This window comes from Pseudomonas sp. S2_E02 (assembly GCF_054668355.1).
On sequence record NZ_CP162761.1, the window covers coordinates 2,181,447 to 2,204,783 of the forward strand.

Below are 23,337 nucleotides of genomic sequence, written 5' to 3' on the forward strand. Positions count from 1 at the left end.
GGATAAGAACATGACCGCACACGACACCGCCAAAGCCCCGATCATCACCGACATGCAAGTCATCCCGGTGGCCGGCCACGACGGCATGCTGCTCAATCTGAGCGGCGCCCACGGGCCTTTTTTCACCCGCAATATCGTCATCCTCAAGGACAACGCCGGCCACACCGGCGTCGGTGAAGTACCCGGTGGCGAGCGTATTCGCCAGACCCTGGAAGACGCGCGCAGCCTGGTGGTCGGCAGCCCGATCGGCACGTATCAGAAGATCCTCAATCAAGTGCGCCAGACCTTCGCCGACCGCGATGCCGGTGGCCGTGGCCTGCAGACTTTTGACCTGCGCATCACCATTCACGCGGTCACCGGTCTTGAAGCCGCCCTGCTCGATCTGCTCGGTCAGCATCTCGATGTACCGGTGGCGGCACTGCTTGGCGAAGGTCAGCAACGCGACGAAGTGAAGATGCTCGGTTATCTGTTTTACGTCGGTGATCAGCGCGAAACCGACCTCGCCTACCGCAGCGAACCGGACGCCGACAACGACTGGTTCCGCGTGCGTCACGAGAAGGCCATGACCGCCGAAGCCGTGGTGCGCCTCGCCGAAGCGGCCCACGCGAAATACGGTTTCAAGGACTTCAAACTCAAGGGCGGCGTTCTCAGTGGCGATGCCGAAATCGAAGCGGTCACAGCGCTGGCCGAACGCTTTCCTGATGCGCGCATCACCCTCGATCCGAACGGCGCGTGGTCACTGAAAGAAGCCATTCGCCTGTGCCGCGATCAGCATCAGGTGCTCGCCTACGCCGAAGACCCGTGCGGCGCGGAAAACGGTTATTCCGGTCGAGAGGTGATGGCCGAGTTTCGTCGTGCCACGGGGCTGAAAACCGCCACCAACATGATCGCCACTGACTGGCGTGAGATGGGTCATGCGATCCAGTTGCAGTCGGTGGACATTCCGCTGGCCGACCCGCATTTCTGGACCATGCAGGGATCGGTGCGTGTGGCGCAAATGTGCCATGAGTGGGGCCTGACCTGGGGTTCGCATTCCAACAACCACTTCGATATCTCGCTGGCGATGTTCACCCATGTCGCTGCCGCCGCACCGGGCGAGATCACCGCGATCGACACCCACTGGATCTGGCAGGACGGCCAGCGGTTGACCAAGGCGCCGCTGCAAATCGTCGATGGTCTGGTGCAGGTGCCGAAAAAACCGGGGCTGGGTGTCGAGCTGGACATGGACCAGGTGGCCAAGGCTCATGAGCTATATAAAGGCATGGGCCTCGGCGCGCGGGATGACAGCGTGGCGATGCAGTTTCTGATTCCGGGGTGGAAGTTCGATAACAAGCGGCCGTGTCTGGTGCGCTAACCTGATCTCCAATCCACCACTGCCCCTGTGGGAGCGAGCTTGCTCGCGAATGCGGTGTGTCATAAACAGTAATGTTGACTGACCTGCCCCTTTCGCGAGCAAGCTCGCTCCCACAGGGTTTACGCTAGACGGAAGCCTGTAACAGCCACTCCTTGAACGCTGTCATCGCCGCCGTTTCGGGACGCGACTGCAACCGCGTCAACCAGTAACTCCCCGTCGTAATCTCAATCGCAAACGGCTGACAAATCGCCTCCGCCGCCAGTTGCCGGGCGAACATCATTGGTGGCGCCAACGCCACCCCACTGCCCTGCAACGCCGCTTCCATCATCGCCAGCGACGAGTCGAACACAATGCTTTGCGGTGGCGCAGCCTGGGTCGCCAACCCGGCCGCCTGAAACCATTCCGGCCATTCATCGGTGCGATAGGAACGCAGCAGCGTTTGTTGCAGCAAATCCCCCGGCGATTGCAATTGCCGAGCGATCTCCGGCACGCACAACACCGACAGCGGCGCATCGAGCAAACGCGTCGCCTCAATGCCATGCCACGCCCCGGCACCGAAGCGAATGGCGTAATCCAAACCCTCAGCGGCGACATCCACGCGATTGTTGTTGGTCGACAGCCGCAAATCTATGAGCGGATGTTTCGTCCGGAAGTCCGCCAGCCTCGGCAACAACCAACCCACGGCGAACGTACCCACCGCGCCAACGGTCAACATTTCGCGGTACTGTCCGCCAGCGAGGCGTTCCAGAATCTGCGCGATGTGATCGAACGAGGTGCTCAGCACCGGCAGCAAGGTTTCACCCTCACTGGTCAGCATCAGCCCACGGGGCAGGCGTTTGAACAGGGTGACGTTGAGTTGCGCCTCGAGGCTTTTCACCTGATGGCTGACAGCCGCTTGCGTGACGCACAGCTCCACGGCCGCGCGAGTGAAACTCAAATGACGCGCGGACGCTTCAAAGGCACGCAGCGCGTTGAGCGGCAATTGCGGTCGAATCATGCCCAGTCCCAAATTTTTCTAATGGCTCGTGCGAGTTTTCATCGTTTGTAGATTAGGGTCGCGCTGAATAAATTGGCGGCGCTGATCAGTCGCCAAACACAGAAATTGCCCGCAGTGTAGCGGGATACCGTCATCAACACTCATGGAGAGTGGTTCATTCATGTCATCCATTCAATCGAGCAAAGTCATTTCCTGCGCCGCTTTCGGTCTGCTCTTCGGCACCAGTGCCTGCTTCGCCGCCGTGCCCGACGATGCGCAACTGTCAGCGCTGGTCAACGCAGCGGTGACGCCGGTGATGCAGCAACAGAACGTTCCCGGCCTGACCGTAGCACTGACCATCAACGGCAAGGCGCATTACTTTAACTACGGCGTCGCCAGTAAAGACACCGGGCAGAAAGTCAGCGAAAACACCCTGTTCGAAATCGGCTCGGTGAGCAAAACCTTCACCGCCACCCTCGCCGGTTACGCCCTGGCGACGGGCAAACTCGATCTGTCGACCAAGGCCAGTCAGCTCTGGCCTGAGCTGAAAGGCAGCGCCTTCGATAACATCAGCGTGCTGCAACTGGGCACCTACAGCGCCGGCGGTTTGCCGCTGCAATTCCCGGACAGTGCGGATTCGTCTGACAAGATGCTCGGCTATTTCCAACAGTGGAAACCGGTTTATCCGGCAGGCAGTCATCGCCAGTATTCAAATCCAAGCCTTGGATTGTTCGGTTATCTGGCGGCGAAGAGCCTCGGCCAGCCGTTTGATCAGGCGATGACCCAAACCCTGCTGCCTAAACTCGGTTTGCAGCACACCTACCTCAGCGTGCCGGCCGCGCAAATGGACCTGTATGCGCAGGGCTATGACAAGAACGGCAAACCGGTGCGCGTCACCCCCGGCGCCCTGGATTCGCAGGCCTACGGGGTGAAAACCAGCGCGGTGGACATGCTGCGTTACGTGCAGGCCAACCTGAAACCTGAAGCGCTGGAAGCCTCCCTGCAAAAAACCATCGCCAACACCCACACCGGGTACTACACGGTAGGCGATATGACTCAAGGTTTGGGTTGGGAGATGTACCGTTATCCGATCAGTCTCGAGCATTTGCTCGCCGGCAACTCGACGGAAATGGCCATGGAGGCGCACAAGGTGCAGTGGCTGAACCCGCCGCAACCGCAGCCGCATGGCGTGCTGATCAATAAGACCGGCTCTACCGGTGGTTTCGGGACTTACGTGGCGTTTGTACCGAGCAAGGATGTTGGCATCGTGATCATGGCCAACAAGAACTTCCCGATTCCTGAACGGGTGAAGATCGCCCATAAGATTCTCAGTGCTGTCGCCGATTAAAAGTTTCGCGTCAGACAATAAAAATGGGCGACCTTTCGAGGTCGCCCTTTTTCGTTTCAGCCTTTAAAGCTGCGCCTGCAACTTCCAGCCGATGACATCCATCAAGTCGCAACTGTCCCGCAACGGGATCGCCATCACCCGGGCGAAATCCTGCAGCAGTAATGCGTCGTGGCCCTTGCCGTCACCGAGCGCCAGTGTCTCCATCAATTGCGTCACACAGCGCAAACGGTAAGCCGCCGTGCCATGCAGCACATCCACCGGCGCCTCGCGGTCGATCAGCAGAGCAGGAATCTTGCAGTCGATCCCGGTAATCGGAATGTATCGCGCCATGTTTGAACCTCCCTGTTCAATGTTGCGTCGCCGCCGGTGGATCGAGATTGTCCAGCGCTCGGTTGACCAGCAACTCGCCGAGTACGGCCAACTGCTGAATCGACAAGGCAAGGCTACGCGGCGAACCTTGCAGTTCAGCGGCCAGGTCGGTGGTCAGGACGTTCAATGAAGCGAGGGTTTCGCAAGCGTGGCAGAGCAGCGTGGGCGTATCGATATCGGGGAGGATGGTGAAGAGGTGGCTGATGGGATCGGGGTGACGGGGGTTGCGTAAGCGGGGGTTGTTGGCGTCGAAGGACCCTGAATCCATGGGGGATTCGGGGGGACTTGGAGTGTGTTTTTTCATTAGTAAATCCTCGGGACATTCAAAGAAAAAACTGCCGAACTCACTTCCACGAGAGGGTGGCAGCTTTGCGCAGGGGTGGAAGTCCGGGGAAACCCGAGGAACCCGGTGCACTCGAGAGTGCTCCTGCGCATCGCTGCCATAAGCAAACAATGTTGGCATAAAAACCACCAACATGTGTTTACAGGCGCAACGCGCTCTCGGGAATCACCGGACTTCCACATCCGACCACTGTGTTTTGCAGCGGCCCAAGAAGACTATCCCTCCTCTCCCAACCCCACCAGTTCACCACCGCCGCCGCGACTTGCAGGAAAAATCCGCGAGACCCGAAGGAGCTTTGTGTAAGACATTTCGGCCGGCACATGCTGCAACGACTTTGTATTAGCGAATGAATTTGTTGTATCTACACTGCATCGAGTCAATCTCTGGACGAGGATGGCGTCGGGCAAAAAACAGTCATTCGAAGGGCGCAGTGATGGAAATCAAAAGTTTGAAACTTGCGGATGTCGGACACTTTGGCGACATGGATATTCAGTTTGCCCCTACCCCAACACACCGTTCGAACATCACGGTGCTGGTGGGAAACAACGGCAGCGGAAAAACCACCATTCTCAAATCCCTGAATATTTGTCTGAGCTGGCTGATCGCAAAAATTCGCTCCAATAAAGGCAATGGCAAATACCTTGTCGATGAAGATATTCGCAACGGCGCCTCAGGAGCTGTCCTCTCGATTGGCATCACCGACGTTTCACATCCGCGCGCAGCTGAGAGTGGTGCCGGTTCCGAAAACGAATTGTTCGTATGGGGCGCTGCCCGAAGTCGCCAAGAAGGTGCTGTTTCGGGCCGTGGATATTTAAACGAAGTCAGACTGCTTGCAGACCACTACCGCACTCAACTCACCGCCGACGATAGTGCCTCACTCCCGCTGATCGCTTATTACCCGGCCGAACGTTGCGTTTTAGAAGTCCCGCTGAAAATCAGCGGCAAACAAGCCTTCGATCAACTCGACGGCTACGACACCAGTTTTCACGGGGGTGACGATTTTGGCAGTTTTTTCGAATGGTTCCGCGAACGCGAAGACAGCGAAAACGAAGACGGGATTTCCGATACCGCACTGGCCGAAATGGCGGAAAAATTCGGTACTGACAGCGACGCCTGGAAAACGCTGGCCAATGTGAAAGCCTCCACTCGCGATCGCCAATTGACTGCCGTTCGTTCGGCCCTCACCGCATTCATGCCGGATTTCACTAACCTGCGCGTGCAACGCAAACCGCACTTGCATATGGCTATCGACAAGCATGGCGCGACATTCAATGTCACTCAGCTCTCGCTTGGCGAAAAGTCGATGATTGCGTTGGTGGGTGACATGGCCAGACGTCTGGCGATGATGAATCCATCGATGGACAACCCGCTGCACGGCGACGGCATTGTTCTGATCGACGATGTGGAATTGCGCATGGATCCGCAATGGCAGCTCGGTCTGATAGCGCAATTAAGCACGACCTTTCCCAATTGCCAGTTCGTGTTGACCACGCATTCTCCATTGGTCGTAGGTGATACCAAAGGTGTGCTGGTTTACCTGCTTGATGAGGGCGATAGCCGTGGGTAGACAGGTTACTGTGAGGGCTTCGGTGTCCGCAAATATGTAGGAGTGAGCCTGCTCGCGATAGCGGTGTATCAGTCAACGCTGATGGTGACTGATACACCGCTATCGCGAGCAGGCTCACTCCTACAGGGGACGCGTTTTATTCAGTGACAGCGCGATCAATCATCCGGCATTTCCGGCGGCTTGCTCGGTTTCGCAGGCTTGGTCGGCTTCGCGTTCTTCGTGCCTTTGGCAGGTTCCGGCGTAGCAGCGACCGGCACCTGAGCCGCAGCGGCTGCTTCCTTCTCGGCCATCGGCATGGCATCGATGGTGTCGAAGATTTTCTTCAAATCCACTGCCTTCGCTTCATCCCCCGAAGCCGAGAGTTTGGTCTCGCCGTCCTTGCCCACCAGGAACACTTTCGGATACGCCCCGGCGCCCAGTTTCAGCGAGCGCAGCAGCGCCATGGTGTCTTGCTGGCCCATGTCCTTGCCGTCGAGCTGGCCGGACATGTTGAGGATGGTGTAGACCTTGATGTTGCGGTCGGCTACGCCTTTTTTGTTCGCGGGGTCTTCCAGCGACTTTTTCAGGCTTACCCACACGGGGTCGACCGTGCTTTGTGCGATCACGATCAGCGGTCGGGCGCGGCCCATGTCTCCGGCGATGGGCGAATCGTTGTCAGCGGCGAACAAGGGGCCGGCAATCGCCAGCAAGAGTGTCAGGGTCAATGACCTGATGAGCATGCGCATCTCCTTTTGATATCCACGCTCTAATGATTGCGCATCGTGGCGATTGTTCCGGGACAACCCGGCAAATATCTTCCGCCTAGTCAGAAGCTTAGGACAGGCGCGACATTGCGCAACATATCCGAGGTGATCGCAACGCGGATTTGATTACCTTTTATGACCGCATTAGGGTGGTAGTTCTGCCCATGAAATGGAGTTCAGCCGCATGCACATCGATTACCTGTGCGATCACCGCGAATTGATCGAAGAACTGGCCACGCTCAACTTCAAGGAGTGGGGCGAGTTTCGCCCCGGGCAAACCGTCGAGGACCGTATCGAACACATGCGCGAATCCTGCGGCAAAGGCGCAGTGCCCAGCGTGGTGGTAGCGCTTGAGGGTTCACGTTTGCTGGGCGGCGCGCTGCTGATCGAAAGCGATCTGAAGCTGCGACCGAACCTGACGCCGTGGCTGGCAGGCGTTTATGTGAAGGCTGAGGAACGCGGTCGCGGGATTGCTTCGCAACTGGTCAATCGAGTGGTTGCAGAAGCGGCGGCGCTGGGTGTGCCTGAGTTGTATCTGTACACCGACACGTCGCAGTCGCTGTACGCACGGCTGGGTTGGGAAGTGGTTGAAGAGCTGGTGTACGACGGTTTGCCGGTGACGGTGATGAAATACGCCATCCGCCGGTAAGAACCCCCGTAGGAGCTGCCGCAGGCTGCGATCTTTTGATCTTTAAAAACAACATCAAGAGATCGCAGCCTGCGGCAACTCCTACATGAGACCGTATTTGGCGGGGCCGGATCAGAACGCCAGTTTGTAGCCGATCAGCACCAGCATCGTCGCCAGGCACGGGCGCAGCACTTCATCGGAGATGCGTCCGGTCAGATGGCTGCCGAGCCAGATGCCCGGCAACGAGCCGACCAGCAAGAAGCCCAGCACACCCCAATCCATATTGCCCATGCTCGCGTGGCCGAGGCCTGCAACCAGGGTCAGCGGCACGGCGTGGGCGATTTCTGTGCCGACCAGACGGCGGGTCGGCAGTAGCGGATAGAGGATGAACAGCGCAACGGTGCCCAGGGCGCCCGCGCCGATCGAGGTCAGGGCGACCATGGTGCCGAGAATCAGACCGGTGATCACAGTCATCACGTTCAGGCGCGAACCGCTCGGGTTGTAATTGCCGCCGGCGCGTTTGTGGGCGAAGTCGAGCAAGCGTTTCTTGAAGAAGATCGCCAGCGCCGTGGCGAACAGGACGAAGCCCAGCGCCTGCTTGATGATGGCGTTCATCGCGTCCGGCGCGGTGTGCAGGGTGCTGAGGAACCACAAGGTCATGGCCACCGCCGGCACACTGCCGAGGGTCAGCCAACCGGTGATGGCCCAGTCGATGTTCTTGTTTTTGCGATGGACGAGGACGCCACTGGATTTGGTAATGGCGGCGTACAGCAGGTCAGTGCCCACCGCCGTTGCCGGGTTGATGCCGAACCACAGCAGGATCGGCGTCATCAACGAACCACCGCCGACACCGGTCATGCCGACAATAAAACCCACCACCAGCCCGGCAATCACCAGGCCGAAATTTGCCAATTCCATTAAACCGTCCAGAAAAACGACAGGAAAAATCTGGCCCGCAGCATAGCGATTTTTCTTATAACCACATATATCGATGCGGTCTATCGTTATGCCATATCGAACTCACCACAATTATCCCTGTGGGAGCGAGCTTGCTCGCGAAGGCGTTGTGTCAGTCGACAGGTAAATTGAATGACCCACCGCTTTCGCGAGCAAGCTCGCTCCCACAGGGTGAAGCGGTGCTTTCCAGAGTTAATGCACCCTTCGACCCGGTTTGAAGCTGTGGTGTTTGTTGATCCAGACTGTGGCCAGCGCGATCAGCGACAAAATCAGCAACGCCCACGGAAACGACATCGCCCCGGCCCGATCCAGCAACAACCCGCCAAACAAGCCGCCGCCGGCAATCGCTACGTTCCAGGACGTGGTGAGCATGGCTTGCACCACATCGACATGTTCACCGGCCGAGTCCGCCGCCGAGGTCAGCAGCAACGTGGCCGAGCCACCAAACGACAGGCCCCACACTGCCATGCAGGCATAAATGACCAGCGGTGACGGCGCCGCCAGCGCCAAGACCAATGCCGTCAGCGCAAACACCGCAAGGCTGATCAGCGTTAGCCAGCGCAACCAGCGATCCACCAGCAGACCGATGATCCAGATCCCGCCCAGCGAACACAGGCCAAACACCAACAACACCAGATCAACCCGGTCAGCCAGTCCAGCCTGCATTAGAAACGGCGCGATGTAGGTGTAGAGAATGTTGTGCCCGAGCATCCACGTCAGCACCACGAACAACACCGGTCGCACACCCGGCAGGCGCAGCGATTCGAGCAGCGGCAGACGCTCGTCACTGGCCTGCCCCGGACGATCCGGCACCGCGATCACGATCCACGCGGCCAGCACCAGAGCCAGCGCCGACATGATCCCGAACGACGCACGCCAGCCGATCAGATTGCCCAGCCACGTCCCCGCCGGCGTGCCCAGTGACAGCGCCACCGGGGTGCCAAGCATGGCAATCGCCAGTGCTCGACCCTGTTGATGCACCGGCACAATGCCGCGCGCATACCCGGCCATGATCCCCCACGACAGCCCCGCCGCCATCCCGGCGAGGAAGCGCGAAGCCAAGGTCAGACCGTAATGGCTGGAGAACGTGGTGACGGTGTTGAATATCAGAAACCCGCCGACCGTCATCAATAAAACCCGGCGCCGAGGCCAGCCGCGTGTGGCGACGGTCAGCGGAATCGCCGCGACAATCGAACCCAGTGCATACAGCGTCACCAGTTGCCCGGCGAACACTTCGCTGACGTTGAGCCCGGCACCGATTTGCGGCAGCAGCCCGGCAGGCAGGGTCTCGGTGAGAATGGCGATGAACCCGGTCATGGCGAACGCCAGCAACGCGGCATAGGGCAGTTTGTCCGCACGGGCGGTGCGGTCGACGCGGCTGAAATCGGCGCTGGCGGGGTCGGTCATGACGGGGGCGGCTCCATTTTGATCAATAGCGGTGACGGATTGTATACAAAAACAACCTTCACTATTCGATCAATGTGGGAGCGAGCCTGCTCGCGAATGCGCTCTTTCAGGCACTGAAGTGTTGATTGATCCACCGCGTTCGCGAGCAGGCTCGCTCCCACATTGGATCTCTGCACTCCCCAGGTTCTCGTGGAACTCACTGCACCGGCAGGAAATTCAGGAAGAGCAGACTTTGCGCGTAGTTGAGGCCGATCCGCCGGTAACGCTCATCAAGCATCTGCGTGATCAGGTCCAGCCGCGCGACGATTTTGCCGAATTCGGTGGCGAAGCTCAGGTTGCTGCCCTCCTCCGAGATCTCATTGGAAAACAGCAGCGGCTGCCCTTCCTTGTTCTGCCGCTGGGACAAAATCCACGTGGCTTTTTCGATATTGCGTGCAGCGTTGTGAACGAACGTCGGGTTGATCGCATCGGTCATGTAGAACTCAGTGCGATTGCCATGGGCGGTGACCAGCATGCTGCCGATCGCATAGATGAATGCGCCGACGCGGTCACCAAGAAACTCCGGGCTCATCGCATAGCTCAGCGCCGCCAGATCCTTGCGACCACCCAGCACCGGCAGCGGCTGTTGCTGCTCGACGGCCATCCGCACCTGTTTCACCGCAGCATGGATGTTGAGAAACCCTGACTTGCGCAGCTCGTCCGGGTTGCGCAGGTACAGCTTGGCTTGCAAGCGATAGAGGCTGCTGAGGTTGTCGCGCATCGCCAACGTGGCCATGCGGTCGACGCTGGTCTGCAGGAACTCCTGCGGCTGCCCTTCACGCATCTGATTGAAGAAGCCGTTGCCGTCCTGGTGACTGCAACCACTGAACAGCAGCGACGACAAACAGGCCAGCAACAGGCACGGGCGGCGGAAAAAAGCAGCGATCAGGGCAAAAGCTCTCGGCATGAAATCTCGAACAGGCACATTCCTGTGCGGCGGGAGTCACCGCATCCTGGCCATGGATAGAGCCGCCGATTGCGAAAAAGTGCAGTGCACCGAATGCCCGGTCGTCCTTGCACCTACTACGACCTGCAATTTAGTCTGTCTTTATTGTTGAAATAAACGATTAATCAGCTATAAATTTTCACTTGCTGAGTATTTAGTATGACTACTTTGTTTTTTCGGTGATCAACATACCGATAGAACGCCGCTTTCGAAAACAACAACAAAAAGGAAGGTCAACCATGCTTCAATCCCGTCACCTGCTCTCCGGCCTCGGACTGTCCCTGATGATCGCCACCCTTTCCGCCAACGCGGCCGGCCTCAGCGCCGAACACAAAGCTTTCGGCAAAACCAATGACGGCACGCCCGTCGAGCAATACATCCTGCGCAACAGCCACGGCATGCAAGCCACCGTCATCACCTACGGCGCGACCCTGCAATCGCTGAAAGTCGCCGACAAGCACGGCAAGTTCGACGACGTCGTGCTCGGCTTCGATGATGTCCAGGGTTACCAGAAAGGCACCGCCTACTTCGGCGCAACCATCGGCCGCTTCGGCAATCGCCTCGCCGAAGGTGCCTTCGAACTCGACGGCAAGCGCTATCAAGTGCCGCAGAACGACAAGACCAACGCGCTGCACGGCGGCCCACAGGGCTTCGACAAGAAAGTCTGGAAAGCCCAGGAAACCAAGGACAAGGATTCCGTCGGCGTGACCCTGACCTATCTGTCGGCGGACGGCGAAATGGGTTTCCCCGGCAACCTCACTACTGAGGTGACCTATCGCCTCACCGACAACAACGAACTGCGCATCGACTACAAGGCCAGCACCGACAAACCGACCGTGCTCAACCTGACCAACCACAGCTATTTCAACCTCGCCGGCGCTGGCAATGGCGACATCCTCAAACAGGTCGCCACCCTGCACGCCAGCCATTACACCCCGGTCACCGCCAAACTGATCCCGACCGGCGAACTGGCGCCCGTGGCCGGCACACCGATGGACTTCAGCAAACCGACGGCGATTGGCACGCACATCAAGGCTGATCATCCGCAGCTGAAATTCGCTGAGCCGAAACAGGGTGGGTTTGACTTCAACTGGGCGCTGGATACCAAGGGTGATATCGGCAAAGTTGCGACTGAGGTGAGTGATCCGCAGTCCGGTCGTGTTCTGCAGTTGTTCACCACGGAACCGGGTGTGCAGTTCTATACCAGCAACTTCCTCGACGGTACGGTCAAGGGCAAGGGTGGCAAGGTGTATCCGCACTGGGGCGCGTTTACCCTGGAGACTCAACACTATCCGGATTCACCGAATCAGCCGGACTTCCCGAGTACTCGGCTTGATCCGGGGCAGGCTTACAGCCACAGCGTGGTGTTGAAGTTCTCCGCAAAATAACTCGCCCCGCCGTACCTGATCGTTCCCACGCGCAGCAAAGGAATGCCTCAAGGGACGCTCCGCGTTCCAGCTCGCGAAGGGACGCGGAGCGTCCCGGGCTGCATTCCCACGCAGAGCGTGGGAACGATCTGGTCTATCCTGCTGCCCACTAAAAGGTATCGACACATTCAGCAAGGAGGTTTGCATGCGTACCCTCGAACTGGCCGGCGTCCAGGTTCCGATCATTGGCCAGGGCACCTGGCGCATGGGCGAAGACCGCTCGGCGCACAAGCGTGAAGTGGCAGCACTGCGCAGCGGTATCGAGCTGGGCATGACCCTGATCGACAGCGCCGAAATGTACGCCGAGGGCGGCGCCGAAAGCGTGGTTGGCGAAGCCATTGCCGGCCTGCGCGATCAGGTGTTTCTGGTGAGCAAGGTCTACCCGCACAACGCCAGCCGCAAGGGCATCCCGCAAGCTTGCGAGCGCAGCCTGCGCCGGCTCGACACCGATTACATCGACCTCTATCTGTTGCACTGGCGCGGCCAGTATCCGCTGGAAGAAACCGTCGAGGCCTTCGAACGCCTGCGCGAGGACGGCAAGATCGGCCGTTGGGGCGTGTCGAATTTCGATGTCGACGATCTCGAAGAACTCTCCAGTTCCGCCTGCGCGACCAATCAGGTGCTGTACAACCTGGAAGAGCGCGGTATCGAATTCGATCTGCTGCCGTGGTGCCAACACCAGCGCCTGCCGCTGATGGCCTACTGTCCGATCGGCCAGGGCGGCGCGATGCTGGCTGAACCGCTGCTGAATGAGATTGCCGCTCGTCATGGTGTAACCCCCGCACAGGTTTCGCTGGCGTGGATTCTGCGTCAGGATGGTGTGATTGCGATTCCCAAGGCTGTGCGACCGGAACACGTGCAACTCAATGCACAAGCCGCGCAACTGCAACTGGAGGCCGGGGATCTGGCGGCGCTGGACCAGGCGTTTCAAGCGCCACAACGCAAGCAGCGGCTGGCCATGGTTTGAGCCAGCGGCTGGCGAGGGCTTCGCGATGAGAAGCACTGATCAGTACGACCCGTTCAACCTGCAACGTTTTGTCCAGGCTCAGGACCCGGTGTTCGAGCGCGTGCAACGCGAGCTCGATGAGGGCCGCAAGCGCAGCCACTGGATGTGGTTTGTCTTCCCGCAGTTCGCCGGCCTGGGCGGCAGTGAAATGTCCCGGCGCTACGCCATCGGTTCAGCCGAGGAAGCCCGGGCCTATCTGTCCCACGAGCTGCTCGGCGCCCGACTACGCACCTGCACGCAGCTTGTGCTTAATGTGCCACAGCGCTCGATCGCGGAGATTTTCGGCCATCCCGATGACCTGAAATTTCATTCCTCGATGACCCTGTTCGCTCAATTTGCCGCTGAAGACAGCGTGTTCAATCAGGCGCTGGAGCGCTACTTCCACGGCATTCTCGATGAATGGACGCTGCAGTTGCTCGACTCAAAACAGACCCAGTTGCCCCCCGATCAGGGTTGAGAAATCGTCGTCGACAAACGGCAGAATCGCATCTGCCACCGGTTGTAGTTGCCGGGTGATGTAGTGGTCGTAGTCGATGGCGGCGCGGCGCACTTCCAAAGGCTCCGGGCCGGCCAGGGTGATGACGTAACTGATCCAGCCGCCGTTCTGGTATTGCCGTGGGCGCCCGTGCTGCGCGTTGTAGTCGTCGGCCAGCCGCGCCGCACGCACATGCGGCGGTACGTTGCGTTCGTAATCGTCGAGGGTGCGGCGCAGGCGCTTGCGGTAAACCAGTCGATCATCGAATTCGCCCGCTAGGGTTTTGCGCACATAGTCGCGCACGTAATCCTGATAGGGCTTGCGCTGGAAAATCCGCTCGTAGAGTTCCTGCTGGAATTGCCGGGCCAGCAGCGACCAGTCGGTACGCACGGTTTCCAGACCTTTGTAGACCATTTCATCGCTGCCGTCGGCACGGGTGACCAGACCGGCATAACGTTTCTTGCTGCCCTCCTCCGCGCCGCGAATGGTCGGCATCAGGAAGCGTTTGTAGTGAATTTCGAATTGCAGTTCGAGGGCGCTTTCCAGGCCATATTCATCACGCACATGCGCGCGCCACCAATCGTTGACATGCTTGACCAGCGCATGACCGATGCTCGCCGCCTCCTCCTGTCCGTGCGGGCGACGCAGCCAGACGAACGTCGAGTCGGTGTCGCCATAGATCACTGCATGGCCCTGCTCTTCGATCAGCTTGCGCGTGCGCAGCATGATCTCGTGACCGCGCAGGGTGATCGATGACGCCAGCCGCGTATCGAAGAAGCGGCAGCCGCTGGAGCCGAGCACGCCGTAGAAGGCGTTCATGATGATCTTCAGTGCCTGCGATAGCGGCGCGTTGTGCTCACGTTTCGCGGTCTCACGACCTTCGGCCACGCGCGAGACGATCGACGGCAGGCAATGGCGGGTGCGTGAGAACCGCGCACCACGGAAGCCCGGCACCGAGTCGGCGTCATCCGGGTGTTGCAAGCCTTCGATCAGGCCGACCGGGTCGATCAGGAATGTACGGATGATCGACGGATACAGACTCTTGTAATCAAGCACCAGCACCGATTCGTACAAGCCCGGTTGCGAGTCCATGACAAACCCGCCGGGGCTGGCCTGCGGCGGATTAGTGCCGAGGTTCGGCGCAACAAAACCCTGGCGGTGCATCAACGGCATGTACAGATGCGTGAATGCTGCCACCGAGCCGCCACTGCGGTCCGCCGGCAATCCGGTGACACTGGCACGTTCGAGCAAAAAGGTCAGCAATTCAGTCTTGGCGAAGATCCGCGTGACCAGTTCGCAGTCCTTGAGGTTGTACTTGGCCAGCGCCGGTTTGTCCTCGGCGAACATGCGGTTGATTTCGTCCATGCGCTGGTACGGGTTGTCGATGGACTTGCCTTCGCCGAGCAGGGTCTGGGCGACGTTTTCCAGACTGAACGACGGGAAGCTCCAGGTCGCTGAACGCAGCGACTCGATGCCATCGATGATCAGCCGTCCCGCCGCCGAGGCGAAGTAGTGATTGCGGCTGCCGTGTTCGCGCCATTGCATTTCTTCGCCGCCACGGCCGATCTTCAGCGGCACGCCGAGGCGCCGCGCGTGTTCGTGGAGGATGCGTAGATCGAACTGCACGACGTTCCAGCCAATGATCGCGTCGGGGTCGTGGCGCGCGAACCAGTCATTGAGCTTCTTCAGAATGATGGTGCGCGAGTCGCAGTATTCGAGGTCGAAATCGACGATGCTGTTATCGCCGTTCGGCGCGCCGAGCATGTATACCTGACGTTCGCCGCAACCTTCGAGGGCGATCGAATACAACTCACCGGTTTCGGTGGTTTCGATGTCGAGCGAGACCAGGCGCAGCTTCGGTCGATAATCGGGGTCAGGTTTGAGCTGGGCGTTGAGCAATACGCCGTTGGCATCGGGCGTGCCGCTGAACTGCACCGGTGCGGTGATAAAGCGCTCCATCAGATAGCGCTCCGGCGGGCGCACGTCGGCTTCGTAGACGTCGACCCCGTTGCGGTTGAGCGCGGTTTCCAGGCGCATCAACTGGCCGTGTTGCTGGCAATACAGACCGAGTACCGGGCGATGTTCGAAATCCTGCAAGGCCAGCGGGCGCAGTTCGACATTCTTCTCGTCGTGCAGCAGACGTTCGGCCGCTGCGCGCTGCTCGGCGGGAATAAACGCCACCGACGGCTGATGCGGCAAACGCACACGGCGCGGCCCGGCGTCGGTCGCCAGCCAGAACTCGACTTCGGTGCCGGCCGCGGTATCGCGCCAATGCCGGGTCAGGACGAAGCCCTGCGGTAAATCCACCACTGCAACCTCGGAAATTGAATCAGAGGGGCATTCTACGCGGCATTGCGTGGCATGACTCTGGCGATAAATCGGCGCCAACCCCGGAAAAAACCGGCGAATGACGTTTTTTGCGTGTTATCTGCCGCTTTGCCACCTTGCCCTGCGCGCTTGCGTCTACGATGCTTGGAGAACAACGACAACACCTGAGTAACCGCCATGAAGACCGTCGCCCAACTGCTCAAGCTCAAAGATCAGAAAAATCAGGAAGTGCACCAGATCAAGCCTGATCACATGGTGCTCGAAGCGCTGATGAAGATGGCCGAGAAAAACGTCGGCGCCTTGCTGGTGGTCGAAGACGATAAGGTGGTCGGCATCATCAGCGAACGCGATTACGCACGCAAACTGGTGCTGCATGGCCGCTCATCCGTGGGCACGCCGGTGCGCGATATCATGGTGGCGAACGTGATCACCGTCGACACCCATCAAACCGTCGACACCTGCCTGGGGATCATGTCGGACAAACGCCTGCGCCACTTGCCAGTGGTGGAGAACGGCAAGTTGATCGGCTTGCTGTCGATCGGTGACCTGGTCAAGGAAGCCATTGCCGAACAGGCGGAGCTGATCAAGCAGCTGGAGCAGTACATTCGCGGGGAATAATCCTTCAGGATCATCCCCTACCCCTGTGGGAGCGAGCTTGCTCGCGAAGGCGGAGTATCAGTCGACGCTTGTTTTTCTGACCCACCGCTTTCGCGAGCAAGCTCGCTCCCACAGGGTTCTTTAGCGGTCAGGACGGCCAATGCCGGGCGAAGACCGGTGCCAGCACCGGATGCCGGTCAATCCGCTGCAGCCACGCATAAAACCCCGGTCGCGCCTGGCGCAAATGCTCGCGACTGCCCGCCCAGCGTGTCACCACTGCCGCGAGCACATCCAGCGCTCCCGGCGTTTCGTCATCCAGATACAACTCTGCAGAAAACTGGTCGGCAAACACCTCCCAACTCCAGTGCAAACGCTCGCGCGCGCCGGCGACCAGATTCTGCCGCGAGGCTTCGTCGGGCATCAGCAGCCAGCGCTCCGGATAATCGATGACGCCGATCGCCGCGTAGCAGTTGCTGACGATATAGACCAGGCCGCGAATCGCCTGATCACGATCATTCGCCTTGGCTGGCAGCAGGCCGGACTTGGGAAATGTCAGGCCCAGATGAATCAGGATCGCCGCGCTCTCGGTGATGGCGCTGCCGTCGGGCAGTTGCAAGGTCGGTATCTGCTTGAGTGGATTGAGCTGCGCCAACGCCTCGGCAGCTTCGGTGCTGGCTTCGACATCAATGAAACGGTAAGCGATCTGGCACAGTTCCAGCGCCGCTTCGATGGCCGCCGCGCCTGAATTTCTGTGCCCATAGAGCTGGTACATATCCAATCCCCCCGAAAAAGCCATTGCCACAGGGTAGATGGCTGTAGCGTGGATGTAGAAATAATCTGCCTGTGTATCGGCTTTGGCACGGTTTTCCCATGCACTCGCGACTTGCGAATTCAAACCTCGCAAAACAGCGCTGGCGGTGCCCATCCCGCACCAAGAGCATTCATCGAACGCTATCCGCGTTCTTGTAAGGTGCGATACCGAACCAAAAGTTCGCGTATCCGAGCTGGCAACAAGGAGTTCACCGCGTGAATCTTCAAACGCTCTGCCGCATCACAGCCTCTTTGCATTTATCCGTTCGCCGCCGAGTTCATCCGAACAGTCCCGGCTGCCTTCACACTTACTTTATTACCTGACACCTCGACAGCGCACTGCGTTCGCCAATGAGTTATTGGCCGACGGCAGCGTGCTATTTATTTTTTAAATAAGACTCGGACAGTTACTACGCAAACGCAGTGCGCATTGAACGACAGCAGGATTGTCGAACAATAACTTTCAGCGCCACTTCAAGTGCACCAAAACTGCTCCACGGATTTGAACTATTCAATACTTCAAACAGTGATTTCATTTAACCAACAACAAGGAACATGCCCCGTGAGCCGCTAAAACATTGACCCGCACCAATTCGGTCCGCCGCGCACCAGCAAGTGCCTAGGCCGCAAGTCACGACGCCGCTCTATCCCGCCTTTCAGCGGGATTGCGCGTACAGCCTGACTCGCCTGTGAAAAAGCTCCCTCGACCGGAGTAACGGCAATCTGCGCGCCATGGAAAAACCACGACAAGGTTAAAACTTATATAAATGCGACATGGGTAACACTCATGAAATACGCACTCTACATTTCAGCAATATCTGGCACAGCGGTTGCTATGTGTAACAAGCATGAGACACCGACCGTTGTCTTACGCAATAGAAGAACAACCAGGGAATGGCCAATGAACACTCAAAGTCGATGACGCCAAGCCAGTAAGTTTGCACAAGCCTTGTTAATCGGATAGTTCAACTATCGGCTTCTGCTCACCTTGAAGAAAGTTGCACCCACCCACTCGAACATCTCCTGGATGTTCGGACGGCACCTTATTGCCCTTCATCAACCCGAGGGAGCTTTAATGAACGATGCGGTAAAGCACAGAACCCTGCCGGGGTCGTTGCGGGAAGCGCCAATTCCGCCGCCTCCGGGCAGGCCGGCGTTTAAAGCCAACACTTCGCAACCCGGCGGTCTGAATAAACAGCAGATGCTGTTGCTGGTGGCTGTGTCGGCGCTGATACACGGCGGCGCCTGGTGGTTTCTCCAGCAATCCAAAACAGAGCCATTGCCAACGCCACCGCAGATTCCGGAAATGACCGTCGAGCTGACCAGCCCGACGCCACCGGCACCGCCCACACCGGAACCGCCACCACCGCCTCCTCCGCCACCGCCGCCGGAACCTGAACAACCGGTGGAAGACGAGGACGCGGTCAAGCCGCCGCCGAAACCGGTGGAGAAACCCAAGCCGATCGAAAAACCGAAACCGGTCGAGAAGCCGAAACCGGTGAAAAAGGTCGAGCCACCGAAAGCGCCGCCCGCTCCGGCACAACCTGCCGCGCCTGCTGCTCCGGCCCCCCCGAGCGCACCGCCAGCCCCCGCCGCCGCGCCGGGTCCGGTCAAGGAGTCGGCAGCGATTTCCGGTCTCGCCAGCCTTGGCAATCCGCCGCCGGAATACCCGTCGCTGGCACTGCGTCGCAACTGGGAGGGCAGCGTGGTGCTGCGCATTCAGGTACTCGCCAACGGTCGCGCCGGCACGGTGACGGTGACCAAATCCAGCGGCAAACCGCAACTGGATGACGCCGCCGTCGCCGCCGTGAAGAACTGGAAGTTTATTCCGGCCAAACGCGGTGATACGCCGATCGACGGCTTCGCCACCCAGACCATCGATTTCAAATTGCCGCAATAACCGAACGCTCAATCAACGCACAACCGAATAACGCAAGCGAGGTGTCACCATGAACGATTTGTCTTCGATGATTGTCCCCGGCGTGCTCTGGGGTCTGGTGCTGTTTTCCGTGGTCAGCTGGGCGATCCTGCTGGTCAAGTCGGCGCAGTACCTGCGGCAGAAAGCGCAGAACAAACAATTCAGCAAAGCCTTCTGGGGCGCGCCGGATCTGCTCACCGCCGCCGAACACGCCAGCCAGTATCCGGGCTCGCTGGCGCGTATCGCCAGCAGCGGTTTCGAAGCGCTGCTGGTGGAAGATTCGCCGCGTACCACCCAGCAATTGGCGCACACCATCAACCGTTCGGATCGCCTGGAACGCAATCTGCGCCAGCAGATCCAGAAGGAACGCCGCTCGCTGGAAAACGGCCAGGCGATCCTCGCCAGTATCGGCAGCACCGCGCCGTTCATTGGTTTGTTCGGCACCGTGTGGGGAATCATGGAAGCGCTGAAAAGCATCGGCGAAACCGGTTCGGCCAGCCTGGAAGCGGTCGCCGGTCCCATCGGTCACGCGTTGATCGCCACCGGCGTCGGTATCGCTGTCGCCGTACCGGCGGTGCTGATTTACAACTTCTTCCTGCGTCGTTTGAAACTCGCTTCGGCAGACATGGACGACTTCGCCCATGACTTCGACGCCCTCGCCTCGCGCAGTGCGTTTTCCATCAGCCGTCAGGCCATCGCCAGCAAAACCACGGCCGCCGTGCGGGAGGCCAGCTGATGTCCTTTTCCACTCAAGACAGCGATGAAGTGCTCAGCGAAATGAACGTCACGCCACTGGTTGACGTGATGCTCGTGCTGCTGGTGGTGTTCATCGTCACCGCGCCGCTGATGACCAACGCGATCAAGGTCAACCTGCCGAAAACCGACGCTGTCGCCCCCGCCGAGAAGAAAGATCCGGTGGTGGTCAGCGTCGATCAGGACGGCAAGTTCTATCTGGCGAAAACCGAGCTAGCCCCGGAATCGCTGGAAGCCAGCCTCAAAGAGGTCAAGGCCAAGGACAGCGAGGTGCGCGTGCAGTTGCAGGCCGACTCCGCCGTCAATTACGGCCAGGTGGCGAAAGCAATGGCGTCGATCGAACGCTCGGGCATTACCAAGATTTCGGTGATGACCACCCACTGAGTGCGGTGGCGGCCGCGTACTGAAAACACGCGTCTGGCACCGCTGACCGAATCCCGTCGTAAACGGCCGACCGAAAAAACGCCACGCGTCTTCGGAGGGGATCGGCTTGCTTGAAGAAAGTGGTTTTCCGCACGCGGTATCACCGATAGCGGAGCAATGAGGGGCTCACAAGGCCAATTCGATAACGTCTAAAAAGTCGGAAATAACCATGCTGATGAACACTCCACGCTTCACGCTCAAACCCTTGGTGGCAACGATTTCTCGTCACCGTTTTGTTCCGTTGTATCTGGTGGCCATGGGGATGGGCGCCGGGACTGTGCAGGCGGCCGAGGACGACAACGCTAACGTCCCGGCGGCTGCGGCGGTGGTTGCGCCGACCACGCAACTGCAACGGGTGGAAGTGACCGGTTCGGCGATTCGCCGGGTCGATGCGGAAACGGCGGTGCCGATCACCATTCTCAAGGCCGATGAGCTGCGCAAACAGGGCGTGACCACCACCGCCGAACTGGTGCAGCGCATCACCGGCAGCCAGTCGATCAACAACAGCGCAGGCTCCGTGGGCGCAGCCACTGGCGGCGCCTCATTCGCCGACATGCGCGGCATCGGCGCAAACAAGACGCTGGTGCTGCTCAACGGTCGACGCCTGGCCAACAACGCCTTGTCGGGGACCAACTCGGCCGGCGGCGCGGTGGATCTGAACATGATCCCGTTTGCCGCCATCGAACGTGTGGAAGTGCTGCGCGACGGCGCCTCGGCCCTGTACGGCACCGACGCCATCGGCGGCGTGATCAACTTCATCACCAAGAAATCCCTGACCGACGGCCAATTGACCCTCGGCGGCGAAACCCCGACCCACAGCGGCGGCGGTGCAACCAAAGACATGAGCGCCAGTTGGGGCTACGGCGATCTGGAAGAAGACCGTTTCAACGTCCTCGGCGTGTTCAACTACAACAAGCAGCAGAACCTCGACGCCAACGACCGCTCCTTCGCCACCGACTACGCCCCCGGTCGCGGCCTCGATCAGACCTCCGGCACTGCGTTTCCCGGCAACTACAGCCAGAACGGCAACGCCACCAACCCGTTGGCCAACAGCAATTGCAACGGGCCGAACCTGGTCGCCCGCGACGGCTTGTGCCGCTTCAGCACCCGCGAATACATCGACCTGGTGCCACAGACCGAGAAGACCTCGTTCTTCGGCAAAACCACCGGCAAACTCGGCGACGATCACAACGTCAATCTCGAGTACTTCTGGTCGCGCAACAACAACGCCACGGCGATTGGCCCTGCGCCGTTGACCGGCCTGAGCCTCGACGGCTCGTCGCCCTACTACCCCGGCAACGGCATCACCCCAGCGCCGACCGATTTCGCTCTCGACCCGACCCAACCGGTCGACGTCAACTGGCGTGAAACTGCGGCCGGCCCGCGTGAATCGAAAGACCAGAACACCAGCCAGCGCTTCCTGCTCAGTTTCGATGGTCTGGTTGGCGGCTGGGATTACAACGTCGGCGCCTCGTACAACCAGAACAAAATCGTCTCCAGCGTCACCAATGGCTTTGTCAGCGACCAGGCGATGATCAATGGTCTGGCCAGTGGTTTGCTCAACCCGTTCGGCCCGCAGTCCGCCGCCGGTCAGCAGTACATCGACAACGCGGCCTACCACGGCGCCTACTCCACTGCTGTGGGCCGTGTAGCCGGTTTCGATGGTCGTATCAGTCGTGAAATCGGCGACTGGTTCGGCGCAGGTCCGTCCGGTCTGGCCCTGGGTGGCGAGTACCGCAAAGAGAAATTCCATCAGGACTTCGAGTCGTTCGCCGGCGACATCCAGAGCCTCGGCATCGACCCCAACGGCAGTGTCGAGGGCGACCGCAGCGTGAAAGCCGCCTACGCCGAAATCAACGTGCCGGTGCTCGACAGCCTCGAACTGTCCGCCGCCGTGCGTCACGACAAATACAGCGACTTCGGCAGCACCACCAACCCGAAATACTCGTTCCGTTATCAGCCGTTGAAAGAGCTGGTGGTGCGTGGCGCCTACAGTGAAGGCTTCCGGGCGCCGTCGCTGTACGAGCTGTATTCGCCGCGCAGCATCACTTTCACTCAGGGTTACTACAACGACCCGGTGCTGTGTACTGGCGGCGTGGTGCAACCGGGCGGTAACGGCGGCCGTGATTGCGGTCAGCAGTTCCTCAATCAGATTGGCGGCAACGAAGATCTGGCCCCGGAAAAGGCCCGTAACGTGACCCTCGGCTTCGTCTATCAGCCGATCAACAACCTCTCGGTGGGTCTGGATTTCTGGTGGATTCACATCTCCAACCAGATCCAGCCGTTCCCGGAATCCACCGTGTTTGATCAGGCCGGCTCCTACCCGGATCGCTTCGTGCGCAACGCCGATGGCACGCTCAACTACATCGTCACCGGCAACGCCAACCTCGGCATCGTCGAAACCAACGGTGTCGATGTGTCGCTGGACTATCGCTTCCCGAACACGCCGTACGGTCAGTTCGGTCTGGGCCTGCAAGGCACTTACGTTGACGAGTACGACTTCCAGAGCACCATCAAAGGCCCGTTCACCGACAAGGTCGGCGACTTCCAGGGTGACGGCGTGATCGCACGCTGGAAGCACAACCTCACCGGCAGCTGGACCTTCGGCGCGGCGCGGGCGGCACTGACCAACCGCTTCACCACGGGTTACAACGACTACGACCGCGACACCCACGCGCGCGTGGCGTCGTATTCGGTCTGGGACCTGTCGGCCGGTTACACCTTCAACAAGGTGCTGGATGTCGATGCCGGGATGAAGAACGTGTTCGACCGCAACCCGCCGTTCTCCAACCAGGCCTACAACTTCCAGAGCGGCTATGACCCGCGCTACACCGACCCGCTGGGCCGCACCTTGTTTGCACGCATGACTTACCACTTCTAACCAAGAGCACCGCAAACCCAATGTGGGAGCGAGCTTGCTCGC

General features: G+C 59.5%; 21 protein-coding genes. 12 read left to right on the forward strand and 9 right to left on the reverse strand.

The annotated features are described in order from the left end of the window. Positions 1 to 10 precede the first annotated feature (10 nt). On the forward strand, positions 11 to 1,354 hold the full coding sequence (gene gudD, locus AB4O01_RS09705; protein WP_122597342.1) for a glucarate dehydratase: 1,344 nt from the start codon (positions 11 to 13) through the stop codon (positions 1,352 to 1,354). A gap of 124 nt (positions 1,355 to 1,478) precedes the next feature. Here the strand turns inward: gudD and AB4O01_RS09710 are convergent, their stop codons facing one another. Next, positions 1,479 to 2,351 carry a LysR family transcriptional regulator gene (locus tag AB4O01_RS09710; protein WP_093433987.1) on the reverse strand — a complete coding sequence of 291 codons (873 nt, stop codon included), beginning with the start codon at positions 2,349 to 2,351 and terminating at the stop codon, positions 1,479 to 1,481. A gap of 160 nt (positions 2,352 to 2,511) precedes the next feature. On the opposite strand from AB4O01_RS09710, the gene ampC reads away from it, so the two are divergent. Then, positions 2,512 to 3,678 carry a class C beta-lactamase gene (ampC, locus tag AB4O01_RS09715; protein WP_460091507.1) on the forward strand — a complete coding sequence of 389 codons (1,167 nt, stop codon included), beginning with the start codon at positions 2,512 to 2,514 and terminating at the stop codon, positions 3,676 to 3,678. A gap of 63 nt (positions 3,679 to 3,741) precedes the next feature. On the opposite strand, the gene AB4O01_RS09720 is transcribed toward ampC, so the two are convergent. After that, positions 3,742 to 4,008 carry a hypothetical protein gene (locus AB4O01_RS09720; protein ID WP_093433981.1) on the reverse strand — a complete coding sequence of 89 codons (267 nt, stop codon included), beginning with the start codon at positions 4,006 to 4,008 and terminating at the stop codon, positions 3,742 to 3,744. 16 nt (positions 4,009 to 4,024) lie between these two features. Then, positions 4,025 to 4,351 (reverse strand): DUF6124 family protein, encoded by a 327-nt coding sequence (locus tag AB4O01_RS09725; protein ID WP_093433978.1) that lies wholly within the window; start codon positions 4,349 to 4,351, stop codon positions 4,025 to 4,027. A gap of 472 nt (positions 4,352 to 4,823) precedes the next feature. Between AB4O01_RS09725 and AB4O01_RS09730 the strand changes: the two genes are divergently transcribed. Next, positions 4,824 to 5,957 (forward strand): AAA family ATPase, encoded by a 1,134-nt coding sequence (locus tag AB4O01_RS09730; protein WP_460091509.1) that lies wholly within the window; start codon positions 4,824 to 4,826, stop codon positions 5,955 to 5,957. Positions 5,958 to 6,112: 155 nt separating this feature from the next. Here AB4O01_RS09730 and AB4O01_RS09735 read toward each other — a convergent pair whose 3' ends face one another. Further along, entirely contained in the window at positions 6,113 to 6,676 is a 564-nt protein-coding gene (locus AB4O01_RS09735) for a DUF4174 domain-containing protein (protein ID WP_320337551.1), read from the reverse strand. Positions 6,677 to 6,884: 208 nt separating this feature from the next. On the opposite strand from AB4O01_RS09735, the gene AB4O01_RS09740 reads away from it, so the two are divergent. After that, positions 6,885 to 7,349, forward strand: a complete 465-nt coding sequence (locus AB4O01_RS09740) for a GNAT family N-acetyltransferase (protein ID WP_460091510.1) — start codon at positions 6,885 to 6,887, stop codon at positions 7,347 to 7,349. A gap of 111 nt (positions 7,350 to 7,460) precedes the next feature. On the opposite strand, the gene AB4O01_RS09745 is transcribed toward AB4O01_RS09740, so the two are convergent. The 3 genes from AB4O01_RS09745 to AB4O01_RS09755 all read right to left on the reverse strand — a co-directional run bounded on the left by AB4O01_RS09745 (position 7,461) and on the right by AB4O01_RS09755 (position 10,638). Then, positions 7,461 to 8,246 carry a sulfite exporter TauE/SafE family protein gene (locus AB4O01_RS09745; RefSeq protein WP_034154648.1) on the reverse strand — a complete coding sequence of 262 codons (786 nt, stop codon included), beginning with the start codon at positions 8,244 to 8,246 and terminating at the stop codon, positions 7,461 to 7,463. 231 nt (positions 8,247 to 8,477) lie between these two features. Then, positions 8,478 to 9,692 (reverse strand): MFS transporter, encoded by a 1,215-nt coding sequence (locus AB4O01_RS09750; RefSeq protein ID WP_460091513.1) that lies wholly within the window; start codon positions 9,690 to 9,692, stop codon positions 8,478 to 8,480. A 196-nt stretch (positions 9,693 to 9,888) separates the two neighbouring features. Next, positions 9,889 to 10,638 (reverse strand): hypothetical protein, encoded by a 750-nt coding sequence (locus tag AB4O01_RS09755; protein WP_099756712.1) that lies wholly within the window; start codon positions 10,636 to 10,638, stop codon positions 9,889 to 9,891. A 278-nt stretch (positions 10,639 to 10,916) separates the two neighbouring features. Here AB4O01_RS09755 and AB4O01_RS09760 point away from each other — a divergent pair, with 278 nt between their 5' ends. The 3 genes from AB4O01_RS09760 to AB4O01_RS09770 all read left to right on the forward strand — a co-directional run bounded on the left by AB4O01_RS09760 (position 10,917) and on the right by AB4O01_RS09770 (position 13,567). Continuing rightward, positions 10,917 to 12,065: an aldose epimerase family protein gene (locus tag AB4O01_RS09760; RefSeq protein ID WP_460065197.1), complete on the forward strand. Its 1,149-nt coding sequence runs from the start codon at positions 10,917 to 10,919 to the stop codon at positions 12,063 to 12,065. Between the two features lie 184 nt (positions 12,066 to 12,249). Beyond that, a complete protein-coding gene (locus AB4O01_RS09765) occupies positions 12,250 to 13,071 on the forward strand; it encodes an aldo/keto reductase (RefSeq protein WP_460091515.1) in 822 nt (273 codons plus the stop codon). Between the two features lie 25 nt (positions 13,072 to 13,096). Beyond that, the gene (locus AB4O01_RS09770) at positions 13,097 to 13,567 is read left to right on the forward strand and encodes a DUF1810 domain-containing protein (protein ID WP_460091517.1); all 471 of its coding nucleotides are present in this window, start codon (positions 13,097 to 13,099) and stop codon (positions 13,565 to 13,567) included. On the opposite strand, the gene AB4O01_RS09775 is transcribed toward AB4O01_RS09770, so the two are convergent. After that, positions 13,532 to 15,892, reverse strand: coding sequence for a DNA polymerase II (locus tag AB4O01_RS09775; protein ID WP_460091518.1), 2,361 nt, complete (start codon positions 15,890 to 15,892; stop codon positions 13,532 to 13,534). The genes AB4O01_RS09770 and AB4O01_RS09775 overlap by 36 nt on opposite strands. Before the next feature lie 198 nt (positions 15,893 to 16,090). Between AB4O01_RS09775 and AB4O01_RS09780 the strand changes: the two genes are divergently transcribed. Then, the gene (locus AB4O01_RS09780; RefSeq protein ID WP_008084932.1) at positions 16,091 to 16,531 is read left to right on the forward strand and encodes a CBS domain-containing protein; all 441 of its coding nucleotides are present in this window, start codon (positions 16,091 to 16,093) and stop codon (positions 16,529 to 16,531) included. A 127-nt stretch (positions 16,532 to 16,658) separates the two neighbouring features. Here the strand turns inward: AB4O01_RS09780 and AB4O01_RS09785 are convergent, their stop codons facing one another. Beyond that, a complete protein-coding gene (locus AB4O01_RS09785; protein ID WP_460091519.1) occupies positions 16,659 to 17,282 on the reverse strand; it encodes a glutathione S-transferase in 624 nt (207 codons plus the stop codon). Positions 17,283 to 18,395: 1,113 nt separating this feature from the next. On the opposite strand from AB4O01_RS09785, the gene AB4O01_RS09790 reads away from it, so the two are divergent. From AB4O01_RS09790 to AB4O01_RS09805, 4 genes are all read left to right on the forward strand, one after another. Beyond that, positions 18,396 to 19,220, forward strand: a complete 825-nt coding sequence (locus AB4O01_RS09790) for an energy transducer TonB (RefSeq protein ID WP_460091521.1) — start codon at positions 18,396 to 18,398, stop codon at positions 19,218 to 19,220. Positions 19,221 to 19,287: 67 nt separating this feature from the next. Beyond that, the gene (locus AB4O01_RS09795; RefSeq protein ID WP_371748312.1) at positions 19,288 to 19,974 is read left to right on the forward strand and encodes a MotA/TolQ/ExbB proton channel family protein; all 687 of its coding nucleotides are present in this window, start codon (positions 19,288 to 19,290) and stop codon (positions 19,972 to 19,974) included. Then, the gene (locus AB4O01_RS09800; protein ID WP_093433931.1) at positions 19,974 to 20,375 is read left to right on the forward strand and encodes an ExbD/TolR family protein; all 402 of its coding nucleotides are present in this window, start codon (positions 19,974 to 19,976) and stop codon (positions 20,373 to 20,375) included. Before AB4O01_RS09795 ends, AB4O01_RS09800 begins: the two co-directional genes overlap by 1 nt. Before the next feature lie 208 nt (positions 20,376 to 20,583). Continuing rightward, a complete protein-coding gene (locus AB4O01_RS09805) occupies positions 20,584 to 23,295 on the forward strand; it encodes a TonB-dependent receptor (protein WP_320337544.1) in 2,712 nt (903 codons plus the stop codon). Positions 23,296 to 23,337 lie beyond the last annotated feature (42 nt).